This window comes from Domibacillus antri, from assembly GCF_001936625.1.
GTDB lineage: Bacteria > Bacillota > Bacilli > Bacillales > Domibacillaceae > Domibacillus > Domibacillus antri.
On record NZ_MSDU01000008.1, the window covers coordinates 96,027 to 116,880 of the forward strand.

Sequence of the window (20,854 nt, forward strand, 5' to 3'; positions counted from 1 at the left end):
TCATCAAAACCCCTTTGCGTACTGTTTATGTTCCTCAACCTGACGAATAAGTGCATCCATCCGGTCACCATTAAACTGCTCTAAAATGGCCTGCGCCAGCTCCCACGCAACAGCAGCTTCAGCAACGACTGCCGCCGCCGGCACCGCACAGCTGTCCGAACGCTCAATACTGGCGGTAAATGTTTCTTTCGTATCAATATCGACGCTCTCAAGCGGCTTGTAAAGCGTCGGAATCGGCTTCATTACGCCGCGGACAACAATTGGCATGCCATTTGTCATACCGCCTTCAAATCCGCCGAGACGATTCGTTTTCCGGTAAAAGCCCTTCTCTTCATTCCAGGCAATTTCATCATGCACTTCACTGCCAAATTTACGGGCTGCTTCAAAACCGATTCCGATTTCTACTCCCTTAAAGGCATTAATACTGACGATGGCAGCTGCGACTTTCGCGTCGAGCTTTCGGTCGTAATGAACGTAGCTGCCGACACCAATCGGCATGCCTTCCGCGATCACTTCCACGACGCCGCCGATCGAATCACCGTTTTTCTTCGCGTTGTCAATCGCTTCGATCATTTTCTGTGCCGCATCTTCATCTAAGCAGCGGACAGATGATTCTTCGCTGCGCTTCTGCAGTTCCTGAATGGAGTCGAACGTGATGTTTTCCGCACGGATGCCGCCGATTTCGATGACGTGCGAAGCTATTTCAATACCAAGCAGTTTTAACAATTTCTTCGCCGCGGCACCCGCTGCTACGCGCACCGTTGTTTCACGTGCAGATGAACGTTCAAGCACATTACGCATGTCGCGGTGTCCGTATTTAATCCCGCCGTTTAAATCAGCGTGACCCGGACGCGGTCGTGTTATTTTGCGTTTTATTTCTTCCGCCGCTTCTTCCCCATCCAGCGGCTCGATCCCCATAATCTTCGTCCAATGCTTCCAGTCGTCATTTTCAACGACAAGCGTAACCGGAGAACCAAGCGTCTGGCCATGGCGCACACCCGATTTTATGGCAACCAAATCTTTTTCAATTTGCATACGGCGGCCGCGGCCATGCCCTTTTTGACGTCGCAGCAGATCTGTGTTAATGTCCTCTGCCAGAAGCTCCATTCCGGCCGGAAGCCCTTCAATAATCGCCGTCAACTGCGGCCCGTGTGATTCCCCTGCTGTTAAATATCTCATTTCCCTGCTCCCTTCAGTACGTTAAAGCGGTTATGTACTACTATATCATATTTTATTTTTTATGGAACAGCCGAAACAGCTGTTTTTGAGAATTTTATCACAATTCCGTGTTTATTTGTGACAAATTTAAAAAGCCGGTACTGCCGGCTTTAGACTTTTTTATAAAAAAAAGTATCCTCTGCTTCAAAACCATACCGTTCTGGATTAAAAATCTGCTCGGTGCTGCCGACAAATAACACACCGCCCGGGCGCAGTGCCGCATTAAATTTACGGTACAATTCGTCCTTCGCTTCTTCCGTAAAATAAATCATCACATTCCGGCAGACGATTAAATCATAACCTGAATCAAACCGGTCCGACAGCAGATTTTGCTTTTTAAATGTAACGGTCCGTTTAATGTCATCGGCTACTTGAAAATACTGACCCTCTTTATGAAAATATTTTTTTTTCATCTCAGCCGGAACTTCAGCAAGCGACCGCTCAGCATAAAAACCGATTTTTGCTTTTTGTATGACATTTTGATCAAGATCCGTCGCCTGCACCGCAATTTTCGACAGCGGCAGGAGATTGGAAAGCACCATCGCAATCGTATACGGTTCTTCTCCTGTCGAACACGCTGCACTCCACACTTTTAATCGGCTGCTTTCTTTCATAAGCCGCGGCAATATTTTTTTCTCCAGCACGTCCCACCGCTTTGCATTGCGGTAAAATTCAGACACGTTGATGGTCATCCGGTCTAAAAATTCATTCATCATATCCTGATTGCCGTTCAGCGCGTCGAAAAAAGTCGAAAACGATTGATAGCCTTTTTTTTCATATAATGACGTTAATCGCCGTTTCATTTGCGCTTCTTTGTATAAAGAAAGGTCAATACCGGTTTTCTTTTTTACAGACAGGATAAAATGTCCGTAATCATCCATTTCCCTCATCCTTTCCACAGCTCAGCCAGTCTTATTTTTATTATAGCTGATTAACGGAATAGAAGCGGTACTATTTTCATAAAAAAAGCTTTTGACCTTATAAAAGGCCAAAAGCTGCTATACATTAATAAACCCATTCAGAACCGGACTTATTGTAATCTGTCAATTCTTCTTCTTTAAAGAAAATACCGATTTCACGAACAGCACTTTCGGGAGAATCTGAACCGTGAATGACATTTTTGCCGACATTAACTGCGTAATCACCGCGGATTGTTGCCGGTGCCGCATCTTTCGGATTTGTTGATCCCATCATTTGACGCGCTGTCGCAATGACATTTTCACCTTCCCATACCATTGCAAATACCGGGCCTGATGTAATGAAATCAACAAGTTCGCCGAAGAAAGGGCGTTCTTTATGCTCGCCATAATGCTGTTCCGCTGTCTCACGTGATACCTGCATTAATTTTGCGCCGACAAGACGAAATCCTTTTTTCTCAAAGCGTGCAGTGATTTCACCGATTAACCCGCGCTGTACGCCATCCGGTTTAATCATCAAGTATGTTTTTTCCATTTTTCACCACTCCTGTTTTATGTATACCGCTTACATGCGGACATGATGAATCGTATCATTTTCATTGTAAATTTACAACGCTTTCATGGAAAAAATTAATATTTTCGGCGGCCGATAAAATGGGCAATATCCCGCAGAGAATTTCGGTGGCGCCCTGGTGGCAGCTCCTCCAGTATAGCGAGTGCACGGTCTAAATAGCGGCGGCTCAAAAAGTGGGAACGCTCAATGACATCACTTTGTTTTAACAGATGGATAATTTCGTTGATTTCCTGTCTGTCCGTATGGGCATGAACAGCTTTAATACGGGTCTTTAATTCTTCATTCTCCATGGCATATAAAACGGGCAGCGTAATATTTCCCTGCAAAAGATCGCCGCCTGCTGGTTTGCCCAGTTCTTTTTCGCTGGCGGTAAAATCGAGGATATCATCCGTAATTTGAAACGACATGCCAACATTATAACCAAAATGGTATAATTTTCGGTGAACGTGGGCCGGTGCTCCCGCCGCAATGGCTCCAAGCTGACTGCTGGCGGCAATTAAAATCGCCGTTTTTCGCTTGATCCGGCGTAAATAATCGCGCAACTGCTGATCAAATCGATATTTATCCTGTATTTGCACAATTTCTCCTATGCAGAGCTCCGTCATCGTATACGACAAAATCCGATGTGCTTCACGGTCTTCAATTTTTGTCATACATTCAAGTGCTGCAGCAAAAATATAATCGCCTGTATACATGGCAATCCGGTTATCCCATTCGGCTTTAACTGTGTTTTTCCCGCGGCGGATGAGGGCATCATCAATGACATCATCGTGGACAAGTGAAGCCATATGTATAAGTTCCAGTGCAGCAGCAGCAAACTTGACCCGATGAATATCGTATTCGCCAAATTTTGCACCTAGAAGCAGCAAAACCGGCCGAATTCGTTTCCCGCCGGCCTGCAGCAGATGGACAGATGCGTCTTCTAAAACAGGTGAATGAGATTTCACAGCGCGTTCCAGTTCTTTTTCAATTAAATCTATATCCGCCTTCATCAGCGAGTAGATCAGTTTAATATTCATTCTTATCTTCACCCGGCTCTTAATCTATTGTTTATTTCCGTAGTGTGTGGCTGCCACACCGCCTGTATGCGCCTTGAAACGTACATTCGTAAATCCGGCCTGCTGAAACATCCGGGCCAGTTCTTTCATATCCGGAAAATGGCGGGCTGATTCCTGCAGCCAGGAATACTCGGCATAGCTCTTGGCAAATAAACGGCCGATTGCCGGCATCACATATCGAAAATACAACAGATAACCTTCTTTAAACACAGGCATCACCGGCTGGCTTGTTTCGAGGCAAACTGCCATCCCGCCCGGTTTTAAGACACGGTTCATTTCTTTCAGCACCTTTATATAATCCGGTACATTACGAAGGCCAAATCCAATGGTGACATAATCAAATGTATTGTCTTCAAACGGCAGTTCCATTGCGTTACCGTGAATGAGTTCCACTTGATCAAGCTGTGCAGCCTTTACTTTTTGTTCTCCGGCCTGAAGCATGTTTTTACTGAAATCGAGCCCTTTTACCGTTCCTTCTCTACCGACCGCTTCAGCCAGAGCAATCGTCCAATCAGCCGTGCCGCAGCATACGTCAAGCGCGGCGGCTCCTTTTTGAACGTTCATGATCTTCATCGTTTCTTTCCGCCAGCGTTTATGCTGCTGAAAGCTTATGATAGAATTCATTTTATCGTAGTTGCCATAAATTTTTTCAAACACATGATGGACTTTTTCTTCTTTTGACTGCTCCATAATGTCACCCTTCTTCCGCATATCGAAGTTCACGGTCAAATATGCGATCAAATTCTGTCTGTACAACTGCCGCGGCCTGTTGGTCAAGCTTCTTTATATGTTTCAAAATATCCATTTCCAGTTCGTGTAAATGACGATCTATTTCATGGACTACTTGCGATGAATCACCGAGTACATGAAACAGGGCATCGTACACAAAGAAAGGCTTGTCTTGTTCATTGCGCAAACGTTCTGCTGTCAATAATGACGATACCGCTTCAATCAGGTAAATATCCGCCTCATTTTCGTGATAAACAGCACGAATAATATCTGATTCCACCACTCGCACTGTGTGAAATACATTGGATGCTGTCACGCACTCTTTCCGGTGAAGGGCTGTTTTCATTTCGTTGACGTTTTTGACTGCTTCAGCCAGCAGCCGTACATAATGAATACATCCCGCTTCCGCCAGCGTCCGGTAATACATCCCGCTGAAATAATCACCCGCCAGGACAATCAACTGGTGTTTTTGCGAAATCTCCGCTGTGTCAGGCGCAATCCGGTCGTGCGTATCAAGGGCCAGTTGAATGAGTATAGCAGCTGTCATTTGTTTTTGCACGTGCGGTTTTGTTCGTTCCTGATCGGAAAATGCCAGCATTAAAGCAGACACCCGCAAAGGGTTAATATGAGGAGCACCTATCACTTTCGCCAAAAATGGCTGTGCGCATGTCCGGCTGATTTCCTCCACCAGTGCTGTCTGTTCTTTTTGCCACTCATCCATTACTAAAACCCCTCAATCTCGAATCAATTCATTGATTTTTTGTTTCCCGTTCACTCAAAACAAGTACAGTATATCATAAAACGGCCATTATGACGAACGAATGAGCGAGAGCAATTCTGTCCGAAGCTGCGCATCATTTTCATAGCGCCCGCGTGCCGCTGTCGTGACCGTCTTCGCTCCCGGCTTTTTCACACCGCGCATCGCCATGCACATATGTTCCGCTTCGACAATCACCATCGCCCCATGCGGCTCAAGCATATCCATAATGGCATCGGCTACTTCATTCGTAATTCGTTCCTGCAGCTGCGGACGTCGCGCAACCGTTTCAACGGCACGGGCGAGTTTGCTTAGTCCGGTGACTTTCCCGCTTTTTGGCATGTACGCAACATGAGCGCGGCCGAAAAAAGGAACAAGATGATGTTCACACATAGAATAAAACGGAATATCTTTTACCAGTACAAGCTCCTCATACTGTTCTTCAAAAACCGTTTTAAAATAGTCTTTCGGATCTGTATGAAGGCCGGAAAAAGCTTCTTCATACATTTTGGCGACCCGCTTCGGTGTTTCCCGAAGCCCTTCGCGATCCGGATTTTCTCCCACCGCTTCTAAAATAAGGCGCACAGCCTCTTCAATTTTGGCATGATCCACTCCAGCCATTCCAATCACTCCTGTATATGCTCAAGGCGTTTATTCATGTACTGCTATTCATATTAGCATACCGATTCATTTTCCGGCAAAAAGAAGTATTCACAAAAAACAGGACCGCCCCCAGTGGAGCAGTCCCGTTTCCAGCCATGAATGGCTATGTACTTATTTAACTGCATCTTTAAGCGCTTTACCCGGTTTGAAAGCAGGTACTTTGCTAGCAGCAATTTCGATTTCTTCCCCTGTTTGCGGGTTGCGTCCTTTACGAGCGGAACGTTCGCGTACTTCGAAGTTGCCGAAACCGATCAATTGTACTTTGTCACCTTTTGCCAATGTGTTCTGGATGGCATCGAAAAGAGCGTCAACCGCTTTAGTCGCGTCTTTCTTTGAAAGTTCAGCTGCTTCTGCAACTTCATTGATCAAATCAGTTTTATTCATGCCATTCACCTCCTCCCGGATAGGACCCGATAAACATTGTTGTATCAATGTTTTACCGTAATTCTGTTAAAAGAGTATCACATGTGTTCGGGCATATCAAGCAGAATCCTCCTCAATCGTTCATTTTCACCATTTTCACGCAAAAAAGACTCCCGATGACGAGAGCCCGGCCGCATACTATAGTAAAATGGCAATCATTCCGCCCGAACCTTCATTAATGATTTTTTCAAGCGTATCTTTTAATTTGTAACGGGCGTGATCCGGCATAAGGGATACTTTTGACTGGATGCCGTCCCGGACAATGGAGCTTAAATTCCGCCCGAATATATCGCTTTCCCAAATGGATAAAGGATCATCTTCAAAGTCTTTCATCACATATTGGACAAGCTCTTCACTTTGTTTTTCTGTACCGATAATCGGGGAAAATTCGGATTCGACATCCACTTTAATCATGTGGATGGACGGCGCGACGGCTTTCATTCGGACGCCGTATCTGGATCCGTGGCGAATAATTTCCGGTTCTTCCAGACGCATATCAGCTAAAGACGGAACCGCGACTCCGTAACCGGTCTGCTTCACCATTTTTACCGCTTCTTCTACTTGGCCATACTCTTCTTTGATACGGGCATAATGCTGCATAATTTCCAGTAAATGCTCTTTTCCGCGGAGCGGCTCACCAATAATTTCATTGACGATAGTTTCATATAATCCGTCCGGTGCGTTCAAATTAATTTCAGCGATCCCCTGGCCCATATCCATACCGGTTAAAACAGCCGATTCAATGTACTCACCGCCGCCAAATTGATCGACAACACGGTTCACATCACGAAGCCGTTTGATATCTTTCACTGTTTCTTTCACCATTTCATTATAGCGGTCACGCAGCCAATGTGATTCCTCAAGCGCCATAATCCATGACGGGAGATGAACATTGACTTCATGCACCGGGAACTCAAAAAGGGCTTCCTGCAGCACATGAAGAACGTTCGCTTCCGTCATCGCTTCTACTGACATTGCCAGGACCGGTATGTCATATTTTTCACTTAATTCCTGCTGCAGCTGTGCGGTTCCAATATGATCCGGGCGCGCGGTATTGATAATCAAGATAAAGGGTTTTCCGACTTCTTTCAGTCCTTCAATCGCTTTTTCTTCCGCTTCCACGTATGTTTCGCGTCTAATTTCGCCAAATGAACCATCCGTTGTAATGACGACACCAATTGTGGAGTGCTCTTCAATCACTTTGCGCGTACCGATGTCCGCCGCTTCATGGAACGGGATCGGTTCTTCATGCCACGGTGTCTGAATCATGCGTGGACCGTGCTCATCTTCATACCCTTTCGCTTCCGGAATGACATACCCGACGCAGTCGACGAGCCGAATATTAACAAGAACGCCGCCAGCCTGAACAGCGGCGGCACGGCTTGGGACAAATTTCGGCTCCGTTGTCATAATCGTTTTACCTGACGCACTTTGGGGCAATTCGTCCTGGGCACGGCGGCGTTCAGATTCACTGTCCATATTAGGCAGCACGAGCAATTCCATAAACCGTTTTATAAATGTAGATTTTCCCGTGCGGACTGCTCCGACAACGCCTAAATAAATATCTCCTTCCGTTCTTTCCGCTATATCTTTAATGAGCTCTGCCTTTTCCATAAGAGGCCCCCTTCCGTACTTGACGGCCCGTCCGCCGCCGACAATACATTGTATGAAGAGCACGGCGGGTTTATGAAAAAAAGAAGCCTGACTCCATCAGTCAGACTTCCCGTTCATAAAAATAGGCTCCCCCTGCTCATCTACTGTATAAGGGAGGGAGTAAGCAGGGACGAACGGCGACGATTCCACAAGTAAATAGCGGATATCTTCACCCGGCGCCGGTTTGTTTTCTGTTTCCTGTAAAGCTGCATACAGATCGGCGGCATAATCAATATAAATGGTTCCATCACCGCTCATGACCAGCGGCAGCTGTTTTTGCGAGTACGGGCTTGTGACATACGGTTCCTCTTTGTAGCCGAGTTCGGTAAAGTCAAGTGAGTACACATTGTCAGCCACGGTATCTTTAAATGGCGGATACTCATGTGCAATCAAACGTATATTGATACTTTGAATATGTTCAGCGATTCGCAGATCGATGAGCTTTACCGTTGGATCTGTTTCAACATCCACGAGTACATATTGATAAATCCCGCCGCTTTCAAAGGCATTGCCGGGAGGCTCCGCCATATACTGCGGTGAAATCTTTCTGAAGTCAACTGGATATTTTTCGTAAATCGGCGGGTTTCCTTCTTTTGTTTTAATCGGCAAAATGCCGCCCTGCTCCGACTGAAACTGGTCTACCGCTGATTGTACAGCCTGCAGCTGGTCTTCATATGGTACCTGGTTTTGACTAAGATTTTCATCTGGATATAAACAGCCGCTTAAAAACAGTGCAGCGATCATGATCGCAACAGCGGCTGCCCGTTTCTTTTTTTTCATCACTCTACGATCTCCTTTACTAGCGGGTTGGTCCGCTTAACACCACATACGCCACAATAAGACCGCCAACGATCATGCATAAATAAGCAAAAAGAGCGGTCACCCCTTTGATTATTCCATTGGTGAATTTATAGCGGCTTAAATAAATCGAAAAAATGGAGATAATCATCAGCCCCATTCCCGCAAATGAAATCCACATTTTGAGCATTGATGGTGACATTCCCGTTCTTCCTTTCGTTTAAATAGACTCGTCCTGTTTCATCCCGAGTACGTTAATCAAATCTTCCAGCTCATGCTTTTTCACACGGGCCATCAATTCATCAACAGCTTTTTTCGGGTCTTGCTGTTCAAATAAAACATGGTACAACGCGTCTGTGATCGGCATTTGCACATCATATTCCGCCGATAGCTGATGCGCGGCTTTCGTCGTGCGGACTCCTTCAACGACCATGCCCATGTTCTCAAGCACTTCATCGAGCTTCTGTCCCTTGCCGAGCATATTTCCCGCTCGCCAGTTTCGTGAATGCACGCTCGTACAGGTTACAATGAGATCGCCGATACCGGCCAGACCGGAAAACGTCAGCGGATTGGCGCCCATTTTGGTCCCTAAACGGGCAATTTCCGCAAGGCCGCGCGTAATAAGTGCCGCTTTCGCATTGTCCCCGTAGCCGAGGCCGTCTGAAATCCCCGCTGCCAGTGCAATAATATTTTTTAACGCACCGCCAATTTCAACGCCGATAATATCTGGATTCGTGTAAACACGGAAGTGCTGATTCATAAATAAATCCTGCGTTTTTTGCGCGGCTTCCTGAGACTTAGATGATACAGTGACCGTCGTCGGATGACGGAGGCTCACCTCTTCCGCATGAGAAGGACCCGATAACACAACGACATGACGCAGCACCTCAGCCGGCATTTCCTGCTCGATCATTTCTGAAATGCGCAGCAATGAATCCGGTTCAATCCCTTTTGAAACATGAACAACCGTAACGGGTTTTTGGACAGTAGACACAATTTGCGCCGCGACTTCCCGGATCGCTTTTGTCGGGACTGCCAGCACCACAACATCGACGCCGGCCAGTGCCTCGTGAAGTGATGTCGTACCCGTAATGTTTTGCGGCAGCAAAATATCCGGCAAATAGCGGCTGTTCGTGTGAGAACGGTTGATTTCATTCATTCTTTCTTCATTTTTAGCCCATAGAAAGACATCATGCCCGTTGTCGGCGAGAACGAGCGCGAGAGCTGTTCCCCAGCTCCCCGCTCCAAGCACTGCAATTTTCTCAGTCAAATCAAACACAGCCTTTCTGATTATTTTCTCGCACGCGCGATAATACGAATCGGCGTTCCTTCGAATTCAAACGCATCCCGAATGCGATTTTCTAAGAAGCGAATGTACGAAAAGTGCATCAGTTCCGGCTCGTTCACAAACACAACAAACGTCGGCGGCTTGACAGCAACCTGAGTGGCATAGTAGACGCGGAGACGTTTTCCTTTATCAGATGGCGCAGGATTCATTGCGACGGCATCTGCAATGACATCGTTCAGCACACTCGACTGAACACGCATAGAATGACTTTCGCTCGCTCGGTCAATATACGGCATCAGCGTGTGAATGCGTTTTTTTGTTTTCGCAGATAAATACACGATCGGCGCATAATCCAAAAACTGAAACTGGCTGCGGATGTTTTCTTCAAATTCACTCATCGTTTTTTCATCTTTTTCAACCGCATCCCATTTATTCACAACAATGACAATCGCACGGCCTGCTTCATGCGCATAGCCGGCAATATGTTTATCCTGCTCCCGGATGCCTTCTTCTCCATTTAAGACAACGAGAACAACGTCAGAACGTTCAATGGCACGCATTGCACGCAAAATGCTGTATTTTTCAGTTGTTTCATACACTTTCCCTTTTTTGCGCATGCCGGCTGTATCAATAATCACGTATTTTTGTCCGTTATACGTATACGGGGAGTCAACTGCATCGCGCGTTGTTCCGGCAATATCACTGACAATGACACGTTCTTCGCCAAGCAGCGCATTCACAAGTGACGACTTGCCGACATTTGGACGGCCGATCAATGAAAATTTAATGACGTCATCTTCGTACGGTTTATCTTCGCCCGCCGGAAAGTGAGAGACGACTTCATCAAGAAGATCACCCAGGCCAATTCCATGTGAGCCGGAAATCGGAAAAAGTTCGCCAAAACCGAGGGAATAAAAGTCGTAAATGTCACTGCGCATATCCGGATTATCAATTTTGTTGACCCCGAGGACGACCGGCTTTTTAGAACGATACAAAATTTTGGCCACTTCTTCATCCGCTGATGTCACACCTTCACGTCCATTTACAATAAAAAGAATGACATCTGCTTCTTCAATCGCAATTTCCGCCTGCTGGCGAATTTGTTCAAGGAACGGTTCATCACCGATATCAATCCCTCCTGTATCAATGATGTTAAATTCATGCGTCAGCCATTCACCCGAGCTGTAAATACGGTCACGTGTTACACCGGGCACATCTTCGACAATCGAAATGCGCTCGCCGGCAATGCGGTTAAAGATCGTCGACTTGCCGACGTTTGGTCTGCCGACAATAGCCACAGTCCGTTTCATCATTTCATCTTTCCCTTCAATGGTTCATCCATTTATTTCTTTATTTTATTTTGTTCAAAAGAAAACCCTTCTGCCGTGAGAAGGGGTTCAATCAACAATTTATTTTATCAATATTTTCGTCATGAATCAAATGAAGGCGGGCGCCGCATCGCAAAACGATCCGGTTCACAGCCGCGGGCCCGCAGCCAATGATGTGTTTCACCATGAATGATAAGCGGCACCTGATGCAAATCTCCTATCGTTTTGGCACCGAGGGCGCACATCATCATTCTTATATCTTTTTTTATTTGCTCCACAAATTCGATTAATGCCTCCAGGCCATCCATCAGTAAAATGTTCAGCAAAAAGCCTGACATGCCCGCGGCGGAAGCACCGAGCGCAATTGATTTCACGACATCTTCCGCATGCTGGAGACCGCCTGATGCCACAACCCGTTTCCCGGGTGCTCCTGCCGCGGTTTCGACGATGGAGGCAGCTGTGCGAATTCCCCATCCATTAAAAAAGGCCATCGGCTTTTCAGCCCGCTCATTTTCAATAGCGGCAAAATTCGTCCCGCCAAAACCGCCCGTATCAATGGCAGCTACAGGCAAGTCATTTAGTAGCTCGGCAGCTTCACGCCCGATGCCGAACCCCGTTTCTTTCACAATAACAGGCACTGGCACTCGGCTGCAAATTGCATCGATCCGCTCGACAGCCCCTTGAAAATCACGGTCTCCTTCCGGCATCGCCAGCTCTTGAATCACATTTAAATGAATTTGCAGCGCATCTGCCTCTATCATGTCGCAGACGGCAAGCGCTTCCCCCACCGTTGCTTCTGACCCAATATTGGCAAACAACAGTCCATTCGGATTCGCTTTTCGAGCTGCGCTAAAGGTGCTTCGTTCTTCAGGGTGACGAATCGCCGACATCTGCGAACCAACCGCCATCGGAATATCGCATACAGCCGCTAATTCAGCCAGTTGGCGATTTATATTTTCCGTTGCCTCGCCGCCTCCGCCAGTCATCGCATTCACAAAAATCGGCGAACTCCACTGAAGTCCGCCGATTTCGGTTGAAAGCGATATTTGATTGACAGAGGAACCGGGAAGACTGCGGTGAACGAACTGAATCTCGTTCAGTCCGGTTCCGCGGCTTTGTCCCGTAGAAAGCGCATAATGAATATGGTCAATCTTTCGTTCCGCTCTGCTCAATTATCCATCACCATCTTATTTTAAGTCTTTTAATTGATCACCTAGAATATCACCGATCTGAAAACCTGAACTTTCTTCCGGCAGTTCATATGAATCCACCGTTTCTTCTTCTTCCTGTTCTGCAAATGGCTTCATTGTGAGTGAAAGGCGATGTTCATTTTCATTCGCATCAAGGACTTTCACTTTTACACTCTGTCCTTCTTCCAGAACTTCATGAGGGGTTCCGATGTGGCGGTTTGAAATTTGAGAAATATGCACAAGTCCTTCTACGCCCGGGAACACTTCAACAAATGCACCATATGACACGAGGCGTTTTACCGTCCCTTCAAGCACTGATCCAATCGGCGCACGATCGGCAATATTCTCCCACGGTCCAGGAAGAGTTTCTTTAATCGATAACGAAATCCGCTCACTGTCGCGGTCAATCGAAAGTACTTTTACTTTTACTTCTTCGCCTTCCGTTAACACATCGGACGGCTTTTCAACGTGCTCATGAGACAGCTGTGAGATATGAACAAGACCATCCACACCGCCAATATCAACAAATGCGCCGAAATCTGTTAAGCGCTGTACTTTTCCTTCTAATACATCTCCTGCTTGAATATCCTCAAGCACTTTTTGTTTATTTTCTGCTTTTTCAATGTCGAGAACCGCACGGTGTGATAAAATCAATCGGTTTTTATCTTGTTCAAGCTCAACAATCTTAAGCTTCATGACTCTTCCTTTATAATCTTCAAAGTCTTCAACGAAGTGATCTTCAACAAGCGAAGCCGGAATAAAGCCGCGTATGCCAAGATCGACAACAAGGCCGCCTTTGACGACTTCTTTAATTTCCGCTTCAAAAATTTCTCCTTCTTCAAAACGGCGCTGCATATCCTCCCACGCTGTTTCCGCGTCCGCTTTGCGTTTTGATAAAACGAAAAGATCATCTTCTTCTTTTGTTACAAGCAGTTCAAGCTCGTCGCCTTCTTTGACGACGTCCGATGCTTTTTCTACGTGAAGGCTTGACAGTTCACTGATCGGAATAATGCCGTCTTTCTTGCTGTCCGCGATTTCCACCTGGACTTGCTTTTCTTCGACTTTCACGACCGTGGCGCGCACTTTATCACCAACGGAGTAGTTGTTCACTTCTACCTGGTTCATATCCTCTGTCATATGTAATCCTCCTCAATACAAAACTGCTGTCAATTTTTAAAAAATTCTTTCTTCTAACTTCTTACAAACGCGCGAATTTGTCAAGTTGGAAGCTCATGCGGAATGTTCCTGAATTAATCGGCCGATGGCGTTCATAATGGTTTCCGTCGCTTCTTCAGCGGATGCTTTCCGGTCCCTGAGAGGCTGCATATCAATCGGAGGGCCGTATACGACCTTTAACTTGCGCCCTATTTTATAAGGCCCAAGGACCGCACATGGCACGACCGCTGCCTCGGTACGCAGGGCAAAAAAGCCGGCGCCGGCCAGTCCTTTTCCAAGGCGGCCGTCTTTCGAGCGGGTGCCTTCCGGAAAAAGTCCGAGCACTTGTCCTTCTTTTAACAATTTCAGTCCGCTCCGCAATGCTTCACGGTCACTCATACCCCTCTTTACCGGAAATGCGTTTAATCCACGCATCAATTTTCCCGACCATTTCAACCGAAAAAGTTCTTCCTTTGCCATAAAACGGACCGGACGCTTTGACGTGATGCCGACAACAGGCGGATCAAGATTGTCAATATGGTTGGCGCACAGAAGCACGCCGCCTTCTTCCGGAAAATGTTCCAGACCGGTTACTTGAATACGGTAGACAGGTGTTAATACGATTTTCACTACTGTTTTTGCGACTGTATAAAATGTAACCACCGTCATCCGATCCTTTCTTGCACATTCTTCATAATTTCTTCCACCACTTGCTCAATTGTCATGAATGTTGTATCGATTTCAATGGCATCTTTCGCTTTTTTCAGCGGAGATTCCAATCGTTCCATATCCATGCGGTCGCGCGCAGCAATCTCTCTTTTTAAATTCTCCAAATCTGATGAAAATCCTTTTTTCATATTTTCCTGATGACGTCTTTTTGCCCGCTCTTCAACACCGGCCAGCAAAAATATTTTCAATTCTGCATTTGGAAGTACGCTCGTTCCAATATCCCGCCCATCCATAACAACACCGCCTTTTGAAGCGAGCTGCTGCTGACGAATGGTCATATCGCGGCGCACTTCGCCGTGGAGCGCAACAGCAGAAACATTGTTCGTGACTTCATCTTTGCGAATTTCGTCCGTCACATCGACGCCGTCCAGGAAGACACTCTGCCCGTCCTCCCCCTGTTTCAATGTAATGTCTGTTTTGGCAAGCAGCCGGCCAAGCGCTTCCCCGTCTTCAAGATTTATGCCCGATTGAATGGCTTTATACGTAATGGATCTATACATCGCACCTGTATCAATATAAATATATGAAAGCCGTGCTGCCACCAGTTTCGCCGCTGTGCTTTTTCCGGCAGCGGCCGGCCCGTCAATCGCAATTTGAATCTGTTTTTCCATTGGGTCACCTCTTCAAAAAAGTCTTTTTTATTTTATCACACATACGTACGGATACAAAAAAAGAACCCGCATTGGGCTCTTATTCTAAACCTTTTTTTCGCAATTGAAGCTGTTTTTCGAAACAAAAACGCATCAATAGCTGCTGATCATGATGGCTGATATCCTGAAATTGAAGCGAAGCTGTCCGCCGATCACTTTTATCATTTGAATGGACGCGTACAAGAGAAGCCTTCAATTCAAGATATTGGTTTTCACCATTAGATGATGGAATGACGACATATAAACAAGCTTCCGCGCCTTCTTCCACCATAGTATTGTGCGGCAGGAGGACCGCTGCCCCGCCGGCACTGATGTCATCTGTCACGGTAGCAAAAGAAGGTTTTCCATCAAATTGAACGGCTACGTCAACAGCGGTCTGTACACGTACAAACTTTCGGCGCTGCACGCGAATGTATTCATTTTGACCCGGATCACGCAGCATAAGCATCGGAATTTTTTTCTTGACTCTTCCCAATACTTCCGTGCGAAACATGCAGACTGCCGCCGATGAGGCCGGATCAATAAAATTAGCCGCCAGCTGCATACCATCAAGCATAAAAACAGTTTTGTTTGTTTCCACATTTATGGGATAATCAATGTATATTTTCCCATCTTCCAAGTCCGTCACCTTACAGCGGTATTCCTCTTTTTTACTTGCCGCATCAAACGTTTCCAGTAGCATTGTCACGCCGACTTCAAGCATACCCATCACTCACTTTTTTCGGGAAGTACGCCTTCTATCCTAAGGCGTGTACTGGAAAAAATTATAATAGAAAGCCGGAAGGAATGCAATCACCTTCTTTTTTTAATAACCGGCTTCTGCTTCAGCAAGCTTTTCAATCCGCTCTTCTTTCCCATCTTTTGCATTAATAAAAATCCGATAGGACGCAGTACCGTTTTCCGCTAAAAATTCATAACAGAGTACATCATCTCCCATTTCATTTGTCACAACAGCCAGCTGCTCTTCCATCACCGTTAACTTTGGATGCAGCTTCTTTTTTGCCTCATCCGGTGTCAATGCCGGTTTTTCGATCTGGCGTGTCTGCTTATTTTTCCAGTAATTTTGCGCCTCAAGACCTGTTATACCGCCATTGTCAAGCGCCGTTTTAATCGTGACTGATTCCGGATAAACGATGGTATCCCCCTGCTTCGTAGTAAAGGTAAAGACGCCGGTGTGATCATATTGGGTACTATTCGTCATGACCATATTGTCAAACCCCTGCTTTTTCAAAAAAGCAGCCGCTTTTTGGGAGGCATCGTGCAGACTGATTTTCTTCTTTTCGATCGTTCTGTTCACGGTAAACGTAAGTGGATAGCCGCCTTTTTCTGTTACGTCCATGCTAGCTTCTTCTCCTTTTCGACCGATTACCGATACATTATAAAAGGGGATTGCCGCCCCTTTTAAGCTTTTTTCCACGGTCGTCACTTCCGGATCAACGCCGAAATATTCTTTTGCAATCAACTCCGCTTCTTTTTTTGTTATCTTTTCACCTGTTAATCGTTTTAATGCATCGTCCGATACTGTTTTTTGCGTCTGTCCCGCTTCAAACACATTTGCTTCTGAAAACTCGGTCGCTTTGTTTTCAAGCGTATTAAATCCATCTATAACCGTATTATCTGTCGGCTCATCGCCATCTGCTGTTGCGTGGGCAATGTCCGTCCAGCGTAAATTTTTGTCTAGAACTGACATCTGAACGGTTCGCAATTCTTTTTGAATATCAGCTGCCTGGCTGTACAACGTTTTCAGCTGTTCATATTCCTTATCGGAAAGCGGCTCATTATCCAAATCCCGGACGGCTGTTTTATAGGTAAAATCCCCGCTTGATCCCAAAAACTCTTCCGTTTTAGAAAATGGCATGAAACCAAGCGGCAGCCGGCTGATCGCATTATGGGCTTCCGATGTAAGTCTCCATACATCGGTCAATGCCGGGGTTAAATTTTCTTTTGAATTCATTGCCAATGCTTCACCGGTCCGGTCATGAATGACATCAACTTGGTAAACGAGCTCATGAAATGCCTGCTGGTAGCCATTTTCAGCTTCAATGAACAGCTCCTGTTTTTGGCGGTACTGAGAAAATCCCCATATGGCCGTAACAACAAGCAGTATACTAAGAGCCGCAATGATAAATGAACGCATGTGATTCCCTCCTATTCACAAAAAATATGCTGGCCGATTTTTTTAATTTGCGGTCTGGACCAGATCCATTCGCTTGTCGCGGTGTCCGGGTTAAAGTAATAGAGTGCTTCACCGGTCGGATCCCATCCGTTAATTGCATCAAGTACCGCTTGTTTTGCCGTTTCATTTGGTGTCAGCCATATTTGTCCGTCCGCGACGGCTGTGAATGCACCAGGTTCAAAAATGACGCCGGCCGCAGTGTTCGGAAAACTTTCACTGGAAATTCGGTTTAAAATAACCGCCGCAACGGCTACCTGCCCTTCATATGGTTCACCACGGGCTTCTCCGTAAACCGCATTAGCCATTAATTGAATATCATTTTGCGAGAATCCCGCTGGTGAATTGACGGACTGCGCGGTTGTGTCCGCTCCTCCATAGTACGTAAATGAGCGTCCTTTTCGTATCTGGCTTTTCACATATGATTCATCATACTTAGAGGCTTGCTCAAGCTTTCTTTTTGTAGCTGTGCCGGCAAGTCCATCAACCGGCAAGCCGAACGACTCTTGAAAGTTTCGAAGTGCCCAGTATGTGGACCATCCGAATACACCATCGATCTGATCGCGGTAATACCCTGTATACTGAAGCCGTGCCTGAAGCTCAATGACATCATCCCCTTCCGCGCCCCGCTGAATAACCTGATTGGAAAACGCACCGGCGTGATGGGCTGTAAATAAAAGAATCGACACTATACAGACAAAGGCCGCTTGTTTCCATTTGCGCATATCGTTCACCATCCTGTTTTGTTATGAGATTAGTGTGACACGCCCAGCAGCCTTTTATTCATATAAAAAGACGCTGTAAGATTGAATGCATCTTACAGCGTCTTTTTACGTTTTTGTCCGATGATATACTTCTGTTGACAGGTGAGCTTTCTTTGCTTTTCTGAGAGCAAACCACCATAAAAAAAGCATGAATGGAATAATGTAATAAACCCACGAGTGCTCGATAAATAAAATGTAGTCAAATAATCCATGAAGCAAAAAAGAAATAAAAAACGCCAGGCTGAGCATTTTCTTTTGTAAATGCGGTTTGCCGAACTTGGCCCGGCCGAAATAATAGCCCATAATCACGCCGAACAGTGCATGGCTCGATACAGGCAAAAGCGCCCTCATAAAGGCGTGCTCTATACCATGTGCTGCCAAATAGAGTACATTTTCCGCCGTTGCAAAACCGAGCGATACACTTGTCGCATATACAATGCCGTCGTAGGGCTCGTCAAAATGAGTATGACTGTAAATTAAGTAATATAAAATAAACCATTTCATAAATTCTTCAGGCATCGCTGTTGAAAAAAACGCCTGTAAAAAACCGCCGGACAGAAGTTGTTCTTCCTGAATCACATACTGTAAAAACATGACCGGAAAGGTAATAACGGCTCCATATAAAAACGCTCTGGCCACCATTATGACCGGTTCCGATTCATACCGGTCCCGCAAATAAAAAAACACAAGAAGCGCAAGGCCGGGTGCAATTCCCGCGGAAAGAATCGGGAGCATACGCTTTTCCTCTTTTCTTTCTGTTTTTTCCATCGTATCATGAGTAATGCGGATTGAAAACCAGCATTCAAAAAGGAGCAGATTACATGACCGAAAAACACATTTTGCTCATACACACCGGCGGAACCATTTCCATGAAAGAAAATGCCTCAGCAGGGTCGGTCGGGCCGCATGGCGGCAACCCGATCGCAGACGTAAGTGAAATACCCGGCGTCGATGCCTTTTTCACTGTGAAAGAACCCTTTCAAATTCCATCACCTCATATGACGATAAGTGAAATGATCATTCTGAAAGAATTAATCGAACAGACAGAAGCGGATGGGGTAGTCGTGACACACGGAACCGACACATTGGAAGAAACCGCCTATTTTTTAGATTTGACATTGTCCAGAAGCATTCCAGTTGTTGTCACAGGTGCCATGCGTTCGAGTAATGAAATCGGCGCAGACGGTCTACCGAATTTAATCGCGGCCGTCAAAACCGTCATCCATGATGAATCAGTAGGGAAAGGTGTTATGGTCGTTATGAATGAAACGATTCACAGCGCACGTTATGTAACGAAAGCAAACACCGGCAACCTGTCCGCTTTTCAAAGTTTGGATGCCGGTCCAATCGGTGTCGTGCTGAAAAGCGGCGCCCATTTTTACAGCACTCCAGCCCCGCTGGAAACATTCGATATCCGGAAAGTTGATTTAACGATCCCAGTCTTAACCGCCTATGCCGGCATGGATTCTTTCCTTTTGAACCAGCTTTCATCATGTGACGGTGTGGTGATCGAAGCGCTTGGTCAGGGCAATTTGCCGCCAGCTGCCGCACAAGCCGTCCGTCAGTTGATCAAATCCGGTGTTCCTGTCGTTATTGCGTCGAGATGCGCAAGCGGCATTGTACAGCCGGCCTATTCGTATGAAGGCGGCGGCCGTACATTAAAAGAGGCCGGTGCTCTCTTTTCAAGCGGATTAAACGGACCGAAAGCCCGTCTTAAATTATTCGCCGCTTTATCAGCCGGCCGAAAAAAAGACCTGCCGTCTCTTTTCGCATAAAAAGGCCGGGCTTATGCCCCGCCTTTTTCCCGTTCCGCAATCGCTGCGGCAATTTCGCCGCCGTGAAAGCGCCCGTTTTCAATAAATATCTCATTGGCGTTATTGCCGGCTGCAATCACTCCGGCAATAAAAATGCCGTCCACATTCGTTTCCTTCGTTTCTTCGTTGTAAATCGGGCGTCCGGTTTCCCGGTCAATTCCAACACCCATTTTCGATAAAAACGAATGGTCAGGATGATAGCCGGTCATGGCAAAGACGAAATCGTTTTTAATCGTGACGTTTTTGCCCGCTGTTTCATATGTAAACGTATTTGTTGTGATTTCTTTTGCTTCCGCGTTAAAGATCATCTCAATTTCACCATTGCGCACAAGGGCATCAAACTCCGGTAAAATCCACGGTTTCACACTCGGAGAATACCCGCTGCCTCTGTAAATAACGGTTACTCTTGCACCGGCCTTATGCAGCTCAAGGGCCGCATCCACCGCCGAATTTTTTCCGCCGATGACCACCGTGTCCATATCAAAAAACGGATGTGCTTCTTTAAAATAATGAAATACCTTGTCCAGTTCTTCCCCTGGAATATTGATGTAATTCGGGTGATCATAGTACCCCGTTGCAATCACGACGTAAGGGGTCTCATAGCCGCCTTTTGATGTGGCTACATGAAACAATCCATTTTCCTGCTTGTGGATCAGGTTGACCTGCTCAAACCGGTTGACGCGCAGTTGCTTTAATTTCACAACTTCCCGGTAATAAACAAGTGCCTGATTGCGGTGCGGTTTTCGCTCTTCAATAATAAACGGTACATCCCCAATGGCTAACTTTTCACTTGAACTGAAAAAGGTTTGGTGTGTTGGATATTGGTAAATCGCATTCACCACATTGCCTTTTTCAATAACAAGCGGGTTTTTGCGGATTTGCTTTAATGCGATAGCGGCTGCTAATCCGCATGGACCACCGCCCACAATGATGCAGTCTTCTTTTTTCATCTTTTTCGCTCCTGTTCTGGTTC

General features: G+C 46.1%; 23 protein-coding genes. 1 reads left to right on the top strand and 22 read right to left on the bottom strand.

The genetic code is table 11. The features are described from left to right. Positions 1 to 3: 3 nt before the first annotated feature. The 21 genes from aroC to prsW all read right to left on the bottom strand — a co-directional run bounded on the left by aroC (position 4) and on the right by prsW (position 18,802). Positions 4 to 1,179, bottom strand: a complete 1,176-nt coding sequence (gene aroC / locus BTO30_RS04535) for a chorismate synthase (protein ID WP_075397530.1) — start codon at positions 1,177 to 1,179, stop codon at positions 4 to 6. Positions 1,180 to 1,328: 149 nt separating this feature from the next. Further along, a complete protein-coding gene (locus BTO30_RS04540) occupies positions 1,329 to 2,099 on the bottom strand; it encodes a CheR family methyltransferase (RefSeq protein ID WP_075397531.1) in 771 nt (256 codons plus the stop codon). Between the two features lie 124 nt (positions 2,100 to 2,223). Next, the gene (ndk, locus tag BTO30_RS04545) at positions 2,224 to 2,670 is read right to left on the bottom strand and encodes a nucleoside-diphosphate kinase (RefSeq protein ID WP_075397532.1); all 447 of its coding nucleotides are present in this window, start codon (positions 2,668 to 2,670) and stop codon (positions 2,224 to 2,226) included. A 95-nt stretch (positions 2,671 to 2,765) separates the two neighbouring features. After that, positions 2,766 to 3,728 (bottom strand): heptaprenyl diphosphate synthase component II, encoded by a 963-nt coding sequence (gene hepT / locus BTO30_RS04550; RefSeq protein WP_075397533.1) that lies wholly within the window; start codon positions 3,726 to 3,728, stop codon positions 2,766 to 2,768. Between the two features lie 24 nt (positions 3,729 to 3,752). Continuing rightward, positions 3,753 to 4,457: a demethylmenaquinone methyltransferase gene (locus BTO30_RS04555; protein WP_075397534.1), complete on the bottom strand. Its 705-nt coding sequence runs from the start codon at positions 4,455 to 4,457 to the stop codon at positions 3,753 to 3,755. Between the two features lie 4 nt (positions 4,458 to 4,461). Next, positions 4,462 to 5,217, bottom strand: a complete 756-nt coding sequence (locus tag BTO30_RS04560) for a heptaprenyl diphosphate synthase component 1 (RefSeq protein ID WP_075397535.1) — start codon at positions 5,215 to 5,217, stop codon at positions 4,462 to 4,464. 87 nt (positions 5,218 to 5,304) lie between these two features. After that, positions 5,305 to 5,874 carry a GTP cyclohydrolase I FolE gene (gene folE / locus BTO30_RS04565; protein WP_075397536.1) on the bottom strand — a complete coding sequence of 190 codons (570 nt, stop codon included), beginning with the start codon at positions 5,872 to 5,874 and terminating at the stop codon, positions 5,305 to 5,307. A gap of 153 nt (positions 5,875 to 6,027) precedes the next feature. Next, on the bottom strand, positions 6,028 to 6,300 hold the full coding sequence (locus BTO30_RS04570) for an HU family DNA-binding protein (protein WP_075397537.1): 273 nt from the start codon (positions 6,298 to 6,300) through the stop codon (positions 6,028 to 6,030). A 177-nt stretch (positions 6,301 to 6,477) separates the two neighbouring features. Further along, positions 6,478 to 7,953, bottom strand: a complete 1,476-nt coding sequence (gene spoIVA / locus BTO30_RS04575; protein ID WP_075397538.1) for a stage IV sporulation protein A — start codon at positions 7,951 to 7,953, stop codon at positions 6,478 to 6,480. Positions 7,954 to 8,049: 96 nt separating this feature from the next. Further along, a complete protein-coding gene (locus BTO30_RS04580; protein ID WP_075397539.1) occupies positions 8,050 to 8,772 on the bottom strand; it encodes a hypothetical protein in 723 nt (240 codons plus the stop codon). 19 nt (positions 8,773 to 8,791) lie between these two features. After that, positions 8,792 to 8,992 carry a DUF2768 domain-containing protein gene (locus tag BTO30_RS04585; RefSeq protein WP_075397540.1) on the bottom strand — a complete coding sequence of 67 codons (201 nt, stop codon included), beginning with the start codon at positions 8,990 to 8,992 and terminating at the stop codon, positions 8,792 to 8,794. A gap of 18 nt (positions 8,993 to 9,010) precedes the next feature. Further along, complete coding sequence (locus tag BTO30_RS04590) at positions 9,011 to 10,060, bottom strand: NAD(P)H-dependent glycerol-3-phosphate dehydrogenase (protein WP_075397541.1); 1,050 nt, start codon at positions 10,058 to 10,060, stop codon at positions 9,011 to 9,013. 20 nt (positions 10,061 to 10,080) lie between these two features. Continuing rightward, the gene (gene der / locus BTO30_RS04595) at positions 10,081 to 11,391 is read right to left on the bottom strand and encodes a ribosome biogenesis GTPase Der (protein ID WP_075397542.1); all 1,311 of its coding nucleotides are present in this window, start codon (positions 11,389 to 11,391) and stop codon (positions 10,081 to 10,083) included. 116 nt (positions 11,392 to 11,507) lie between these two features. Then, the gene (gene fni / locus BTO30_RS04600; protein ID WP_075397543.1) at positions 11,508 to 12,578 is read right to left on the bottom strand and encodes a type 2 isopentenyl-diphosphate Delta-isomerase; all 1,071 of its coding nucleotides are present in this window, start codon (positions 12,576 to 12,578) and stop codon (positions 11,508 to 11,510) included. 15 nt (positions 12,579 to 12,593) lie between these two features. Beyond that, the gene (gene rpsA / locus BTO30_RS04605; protein ID WP_075397544.1) at positions 12,594 to 13,733 is read right to left on the bottom strand and encodes a 30S ribosomal protein S1; all 1,140 of its coding nucleotides are present in this window, start codon (positions 13,731 to 13,733) and stop codon (positions 12,594 to 12,596) included. Positions 13,734 to 13,826: 93 nt separating this feature from the next. Further along, the gene (locus BTO30_RS04610; RefSeq protein WP_075397545.1) at positions 13,827 to 14,420 is read right to left on the bottom strand and encodes a lysophospholipid acyltransferase family protein; all 594 of its coding nucleotides are present in this window, start codon (positions 14,418 to 14,420) and stop codon (positions 13,827 to 13,829) included. Then, a complete protein-coding gene (gene cmk / locus BTO30_RS04615; protein ID WP_075397546.1) occupies positions 14,417 to 15,091 on the bottom strand; it encodes a (d)CMP kinase in 675 nt (224 codons plus the stop codon). The genes BTO30_RS04610 and cmk overlap by 4 nt, the downstream gene beginning before the upstream one ends. Positions 15,092 to 15,170: 79 nt before the next feature. Further along, complete coding sequence (locus BTO30_RS04620) at positions 15,171 to 15,833, bottom strand: flagellar brake protein (protein ID WP_075397808.1); 663 nt, start codon at positions 15,831 to 15,833, stop codon at positions 15,171 to 15,173. Between the two features lie 102 nt (positions 15,834 to 15,935). Continuing rightward, positions 15,936 to 17,267: a germination protein YpeB gene (gene ypeB / locus BTO30_RS04625; RefSeq protein ID WP_075397547.1), complete on the bottom strand. Its 1,332-nt coding sequence runs from the start codon at positions 17,265 to 17,267 to the stop codon at positions 15,936 to 15,938. A gap of 11 nt (positions 17,268 to 17,278) precedes the next feature. Continuing rightward, positions 17,279 to 18,028, bottom strand: a complete 750-nt coding sequence (gene sleB / locus BTO30_RS04630; protein ID WP_075397548.1) for a spore cortex-lytic enzyme — start codon at positions 18,026 to 18,028, stop codon at positions 17,279 to 17,281. Positions 18,029 to 18,133: 105 nt separating this feature from the next. Further along, the gene (gene prsW, locus BTO30_RS04635) at positions 18,134 to 18,802 is read right to left on the bottom strand and encodes a glutamic-type intramembrane protease PrsW (RefSeq protein ID WP_075397549.1); all 669 of its coding nucleotides are present in this window, start codon (positions 18,800 to 18,802) and stop codon (positions 18,134 to 18,136) included. Positions 18,803 to 18,888: 86 nt separating this feature from the next. Here prsW and BTO30_RS04640 point away from each other — a divergent pair, with 86 nt between their 5' ends. Further along, on the top strand, positions 18,889 to 19,842 hold the full coding sequence (locus BTO30_RS04640) for an asparaginase (protein WP_075397550.1): 954 nt from the start codon (positions 18,889 to 18,891) through the stop codon (positions 19,840 to 19,842). An 11-nt stretch (positions 19,843 to 19,853) separates the two neighbouring features. On the opposite strand, the gene BTO30_RS04645 is transcribed toward BTO30_RS04640, so the two are convergent. Then, positions 19,854 to 20,831 carry a YpdA family putative bacillithiol disulfide reductase gene (locus BTO30_RS04645; RefSeq protein ID WP_075397551.1) on the bottom strand — a complete coding sequence of 326 codons (978 nt, stop codon included), beginning with the start codon at positions 20,829 to 20,831 and terminating at the stop codon, positions 19,854 to 19,856. Positions 20,832 to 20,854 lie beyond the last annotated feature (23 nt).

What these genes read in the sequence shown, in the direction of transcription:
- aroC (WP_075397530.1), bottom strand. Translation starts at nt 1,179, where the DNA reads ATGAGATATTTAACAGCAGGGGAATCACACGGGCCGCAGTTGACGGCG.
- BTO30_RS04540 (WP_075397531.1), bottom strand. Translation starts at nt 2,099, where the DNA reads ATGGATGATTACGGACATTTTATCCTGTCTGTAAAAAAGAAAACCGGT.
- ndk (WP_075397532.1), bottom strand. Translation starts at nt 2,670, where the DNA reads ATGGAAAAAACATACTTGATGATTAAACCGGATGGCGTACAGCGCGGG.
- hepT (WP_075397533.1), bottom strand. Translation starts at nt 3,728, where the DNA reads ATGAATATTAAACTGATCTACTCGCTGATGAAGGCGGATATAGATTTA.
- BTO30_RS04555 (WP_075397534.1), bottom strand. Translation starts at nt 4,457, where the DNA reads ATGGAGCAGTCAAAAGAAGAAAAAGTCCATCATGTGTTTGAAAAAATT.
- BTO30_RS04560 (WP_075397535.1), bottom strand. Translation starts at nt 5,217, where the DNA reads ATGGATGAGTGGCAAAAAGAACAGACAGCACTGGTGGAGGAAATCAGC.
- folE (WP_075397536.1), bottom strand. Translation starts at nt 5,874, where the DNA reads ATGGCTGGAGTGGATCATGCCAAAATTGAAGAGGCTGTGCGCCTTATT.
- BTO30_RS04570 (WP_075397537.1), bottom strand. Translation starts at nt 6,300, where the DNA reads ATGAATAAAACTGATTTGATCAATGAAGTTGCAGAAGCAGCTGAACTT.
- spoIVA (WP_075397538.1), bottom strand. Translation starts at nt 7,953, where the DNA reads ATGGAAAAGGCAGAGCTCATTAAAGATATAGCGGAAAGAACGGAAGGA.
- BTO30_RS04580 (WP_075397539.1), bottom strand. Translation starts at nt 8,772, where the DNA reads ATGAAAAAAAAGAAACGGGCAGCCGCTGTTGCGATCATGATCGCTGCA.
- BTO30_RS04585 (WP_075397540.1), bottom strand. Translation starts at nt 8,992, where the DNA reads ATGTCACCATCAATGCTCAAAATGTGGATTTCATTTGCGGGAATGGGG.
- der (WP_075397542.1), bottom strand. Translation starts at nt 11,391, where the DNA reads ATGATGAAACGGACTGTGGCTATTGTCGGCAGACCAAACGTCGGCAAG.
- rpsA (WP_075397544.1), bottom strand. Translation starts at nt 13,733, where the DNA reads ATGACAGAGGATATGAACCAGGTAGAAGTGAACAACTACTCCGTTGGT.
- BTO30_RS04610 (WP_075397545.1), bottom strand. Translation starts at nt 14,420, where the DNA reads ATGACGGTGGTTACATTTTATACAGTCGCAAAAACAGTAGTGAAAATC.
- cmk (WP_075397546.1), bottom strand. Translation starts at nt 15,091, where the DNA reads ATGGAAAAACAGATTCAAATTGCGATTGACGGGCCGGCCGCTGCCGGA.
- BTO30_RS04620 (WP_075397808.1), bottom strand. Translation starts at nt 15,833, where the DNA reads ATGCTTGAAGTCGGCGTGACAATGCTACTGGAAACGTTTGATGCGGCA.
- ypeB (WP_075397547.1), bottom strand. Translation starts at nt 17,267, where the DNA reads ATGCGTTCATTTATCATTGCGGCTCTTAGTATACTGCTTGTTGTTACG.
- sleB (WP_075397548.1), bottom strand. Translation starts at nt 18,028, where the DNA reads ATGCGCAAATGGAAACAAGCGGCCTTTGTCTGTATAGTGTCGATTCTT.
- prsW (WP_075397549.1), bottom strand. Translation starts at nt 18,802, where the DNA reads ATGCTCCCGATTCTTTCCGCGGGAATTGCACCCGGCCTTGCGCTTCTT.
- BTO30_RS04640 (WP_075397550.1), top strand. Translation starts at nt 18,889, where the DNA reads ATGACCGAAAAACACATTTTGCTCATACACACCGGCGGAACCATTTCC.
- BTO30_RS04645 (WP_075397551.1), bottom strand. Translation starts at nt 20,831, where the DNA reads ATGAAAAAAGAAGACTGCATCATTGTGGGCGGTGGTCCATGCGGATTA.